Source organism: Okeania sp. SIO2F4 (assembly GCF_010672385.1).
GTDB lineage: Bacteria > Cyanobacteriota > Cyanobacteriia > Cyanobacteriales > Microcoleaceae > Trichodesmium.
This window is the reverse complement of record NZ_JAAHGT010000801.1, coordinates 1-4,585: the sequence shown is the minus strand read 5'-3', so window position 1 is coordinate 4,585 and position 4,585 is coordinate 1. Positions and strand designations below refer to the sequence as shown.

The window sequence follows — 4,585 nt, the reverse complement described above, 5'->3', positions numbered from 1 at the left end:
ATGGTACATCTGATGGTTCGACGATTAAAGCCTAAATATCATGCTAGGTAGCTTTTTTTTGACTTTTCAAACAAGTTCTGATAACTGATAACTGATAACTGATAAAGGGGGTTGACAAAAAAACTTGACATGGTATTATAAGCATAATGGGAAAGGTGCGCTCATATATACTCAAATAAATTCGGCCAAATTCGGCAAAAAAACAATTTTTCCCTGTTAGAGGAAAGTCTAATAGTTGATAACTGAAAAGAGGAAGTCTGATAACTGAATAACTGATAACTGAAAAAGTCATGCAGTCTGGAAAAATCCTGAGACAACGCTACAAAATTATTGACTCCCTCGGAAGTGGAGGATTCGGGGATACCTACTTAGCTCAAGATTTAGACTTACCAGGAAAACCGAAATGTGTAGTTAAACATCTCTCACCTAAAAGTTCAGACCCAGGAGTTTTAGCTATTGCCCAAAAGTTGTTTAAGAGAGAAGCAGACACTTTATACAAATTAGGGAAAGACTCAGACCAAATACCAAAATTATTTGCTCATTTCCAAGAAGGAACAGAATTTTACCTAGTACAAGAATATATAGAAGGGCATGATATTAGTCAGGAACTTACCCCAGGAAAAAAATTAAGCGAGTCTTACACCATTGCCCTACTTAAAGGAATCTTAGAAGCATTAAGAATAGCTCATCAAAATAATATAATTCACCGAGACATCAAACCAGAAAACTTGATGCGCCGTAAGTCAGATAAAAAAATAGTATTGATAGACTTTGGCGCAGTAAAAGAAATAAGCGTATTAACAAAAGCTAACCAACCAGGAAAAACAACCTTAACCGTAGCCGTCGGAACACCAGGGTATATGCCAAGCGAACAAAGTAACGGCAAACCAAAACTGAGTAGTGATGTTTACGCTGTGGGAATGGTCGGAATAAAAGCACTGACTGGTAAAAACCCAGGAAATTTACCAACATATCCAAAGACAGGAAATATTATCTGGCGAAACGAAGCACAAGTAAGTAACCGTCTGGCAAATATATTAGATAGGATGGTACATGAATATTTTCCACTGCGTTATGAAAATTCTATAGAAGTATTAGAAGCGTTAGGTTTTACCAACCCACCACAACCAACACCAGCACCAATAACAACACAAGCAAAAACAGTATTGGCAGTTCCTTCTCCTCAACAGCAACCTCTACCTACACTAATACCCACACCTATACCAGTAACAAAACCAGCAAAAACATTATTGGCATCTACCTCTAATACAAATATTTCCATTCAAAAATTTGAGACTGTGACAGTAAATGCCAGAGGAAAAATAATCAGTCGCCGTCAAGGTCAAGCAGAAGTAATGAAAGAAAATCTAGGTAATGGAGTCTCCCTAGAAATGGTAAAAATTCCCGCAGGTAGATTTCTCATGGGGTCTCCAGAGACAGAAGCAGAAAGAGAAGATAATGAAGGTCCGCAACATTATGTAGATGTGCCAGAATTTTTCATGGGAAAGTATCCAGTCACTCAAGCACAGTGGGAAGCGGTTATGGGAAAACATAATTTTTGGCAGGTGATTATGAGAACTAGAAATGAAAATAATCCTTCTTACTTTAAAGGTGCAAACCGCCCTGTAGAAAAAATAAGCTGGAACGACGCGACAGAATTTTGTCAGAAACTCTCGCGAATAACAGGTAAAAAATATAGTTTGCCCAGTGAGAGTAAGTGGGAATATGCTTGTCGCGCTGGTACAACCACACCATTTTATTTTGGCGAAACTATAACGTCTGAGTTAGTTAACTTTAATGGCAACTATACTTATGCTGATGCACTGAAAGGAAAATATAGAAAAGAAACAACAAATGTAGGAAGCTTTCCTCCCAATGCTTTTGGTTTGTACGATATGCACGGGAATGTATGGGAATGGTGTGCTGATGATTGGCATGATAATTATAGTGGAGCGCCTACAGATGGTAGTGCTTGGTTAGATGGAAATAAGAATCTTTCTCTGCTGCGGGGCGGTTCTTGGTACTTCGATCCTAATCTCTCACGTTCCGCGTATCGCTTCGACAGCGATAGGCGCGACATCCACAAATATTTTATTGGTTTTCGTGTTGTGTGTGGTGGCGGGAGAACTCTTTAACCCTTTTTTCTTTTCCTCTTTTGCCCTTTTCCCTCTTTTTCTTTTCCCTTTCCCTCCCGCGAAGCAGAGAAAATTTTTTTTCAGAGTGGGAGAGTCAGGGCAAGACAAGGATTTTGCCACGGATGCACGGATAATTAGGCTTTGCTGAATAAAGCAGAGTGTGGGGAGAGTGGAAAGGGTGGGGAGAGTGGAAAGGGTGGGGAGATTGGGAAGTGTGGGAAGTGTGGGGAGGGTGGGAAGTGTGGGAAGGGTGGGGAGAAAGAGAAAGTAGGAGAAATAATTGTACCTTGATTTTTTTATGTTTGTCTGGCCAAAGTCCTAACTTTTCGACCATGAAGAGCTGAAACAGGCGCACTTTTTTCGACCAAAAGAAGGCAGTTACCTTGATCTGTCAATACTTTGAAATTTAATCAGCAAGCCCTAATTAATCTGCATTCTGTGCAGCACCAAAAAATCAGCGACGAAAAGAATTTCCCCTTGCATCCCCAAAAAAGTCAGGGCAAGACAGGGATTTTGCCACGGATGCAGGGATAATTAGGCTTTGCTGAATAAAGCAGAGTGTGGGGAAGGTCGGAAGTGTGGGAAGTGTGGAAAGTGTGGGAAGGGTGGAGAGAAAGAGAAAGTAGGAGGAATAATTGTACCTTGATTTTTCTATGTTTGTCTGCCCAAAGTCCCAACTTTTCGACCATGAAGAGCTGAAACAGGCGCACTTTTTTCTACCAAAACAAGGCAGTTACCTTTATCTTTCAATACTTTGAAATTTAATCAGCAAGCCTTAATTAATCTGCATTCTGTGAAGCACCAAAAAAATCAGCGACGAAAAGAATTTCCCCTTGCATCCGCAAAAAAGTCAGGGCAAGACAAGGATTTTTCCACGGATGTACGGATAATTAATCTGCATTCTGTGGAGCTTCCAAAAAAAATCGGCGACGAAAGGATTTTCCCCTTGCATCTGAGAATAAATCATACTATGATTTATTTAACTGGCGTTGTTCGTACCTACGCATGATTTTTTATTCAACTAATATATATTTGTAGTAGACTAACAGATCTAAAATAGAACATTCTACCATTGGGGGCAGGTTCATCTGAATATAGTTCAACCTGATTAATTTAACGCTGAACCCGCCCCTACTATTGCAGCATCCCATATAAAATCAGGTTATACAGTAATCGCAAAATTACTTCCTCAACTTACAGATGTTCCATATAAATAGGAATTTAAAAATTCATACTATTCAAAAAATCCTTTCTTTCTCCTGACTCCTGAGTCCTTAATAATAGGATAACTAATTACCGAAAAATAAAGGTTGAAAGCCTCTCATGAGCAAGGAGAAAAAAGCGGTCGATCTTCGGAGCTGTCCGTAAGGATGAGATACTGAGGAAACCTAGCCATATCCAATCGACCAAAAGAAGAAAAAAAATTCCTTTTAAGGGAGTAATATCAAGTCTCATTAATTAGCCATAATAAAAATGTTCTTCATTTCTAAGGGAGAATATTTTTTAAATTTTCCCCTGCTCCCTACTCCCTACTCCCTACTCCCTACTCCCTAAATTTTTTATTGTGGTTATTCAAAGAGACATGATATAAGCATAAATAAACTTGACAGATTTGAAAGAGATAGTCATGGAATTAAATACTTAAATTCAGTCTAGTGTAAAAGTTATTTTTTCTTACTGTCTAACCAATCCTATCCGTCTTAAGAAGAGGTAATTATAGCGTTTCTCAGGCTAATGAGGTACACCTATTTTTATTTCTTTTCTATTCTCTCTATTCCCTTTTCCCTAAAACAAAGGAATGCGCAGACCTCACCACCATAGGAATTGCTATATTAATTATTAATTATTAATTGTTAATTATTAATTATTGAAGTCCTAGAAACTTCAACAATTATTCAACTACCTCATTAACAGGGAAACGGTCAATCAACTGCATAGCCCGATAAGCATTCCGTTGCAAAACATCAGATAAATGAGGCACATGAGGAATCTGAGACAAAAAATCCAAAGTCCGACGTAAAATCCGGACAACATCCCCTTCATCCAGACTTGTATTCTCCACCAACTCCTGCCATTCCACCCCTAGTGCCCACTGTTCCAGCAAACCAATCAAATCCCTTTCCAACCAAACAGGCAAAGCTACCCGATACCGACGCTGCACCTGAAATAACTGATGCCGCAAACTACGCAAACTACCCAAAGCCTCCTCTACCTCAACAGACAACTCATAACGAGTCATGTTAAGGTCTCATATGTTTTGCCTCTACCAAAATAGCTTTTGTCTATCTTAACAAGAATCTGCCCATAGTTAGATGCAGGTGATGCAATACCGATCGTCTGATAGAACTTCGGCAGACCATTGCCAATTGCCTCAGTGTAACTTGTGATTATCGCTTCATTAGATAGCAGTTGGGATACATTGTTCATGAGTTCACTCGTATCTGTTACAT

The 4,585-nt window shown here is 39.1% G+C and carries 3 protein-coding genes and 1 pseudogene; 2 read left to right on the top strand and 2 right to left on the bottom strand.

Features of this window, described 5'->3' with window-relative positions; genetic code table 11:
- Nucleotides 1–290 precede the first annotated feature (290 nt).
- Nucleotides 291–2,135 (top strand): bifunctional serine/threonine-protein kinase/formylglycine-generating enzyme family protein, encoded by a 1,845-nt coding sequence (locus F6K22_RS32965; RefSeq protein WP_293108044.1) that lies wholly within the window; start codon nucleotides 291–293, stop codon nucleotides 2,133–2,135.
- A gap of 158 nt (nucleotides 2,136–2,293) precedes the next feature.
- Nucleotides 2,294–2,479, top strand: a complete 186-nt coding sequence (locus F6K22_RS32960) for a hypothetical protein (protein WP_293108041.1) — start codon at nucleotides 2,294–2,296, stop codon at nucleotides 2,477–2,479.
- Nucleotides 2,480–4,026: 1,547 nt separating this feature from the next.
- Here the strand turns inward: F6K22_RS32960 and F6K22_RS32955 are convergent.
- Nucleotides 4,027–4,371, bottom strand: a pseudogene (locus F6K22_RS32955) (DEAD/DEAH box helicase); the annotation flags it as partial.
- Nucleotides 4,371–4,585, bottom strand: a 215-nt coding sequence (locus F6K22_RS32950; RefSeq protein WP_293108038.1) for a hypothetical protein, incomplete at its 5' end; no start/stop codon positions are given. The pseudogene F6K22_RS32955 and the gene F6K22_RS32950, both read right to left, overlap by 1 nt.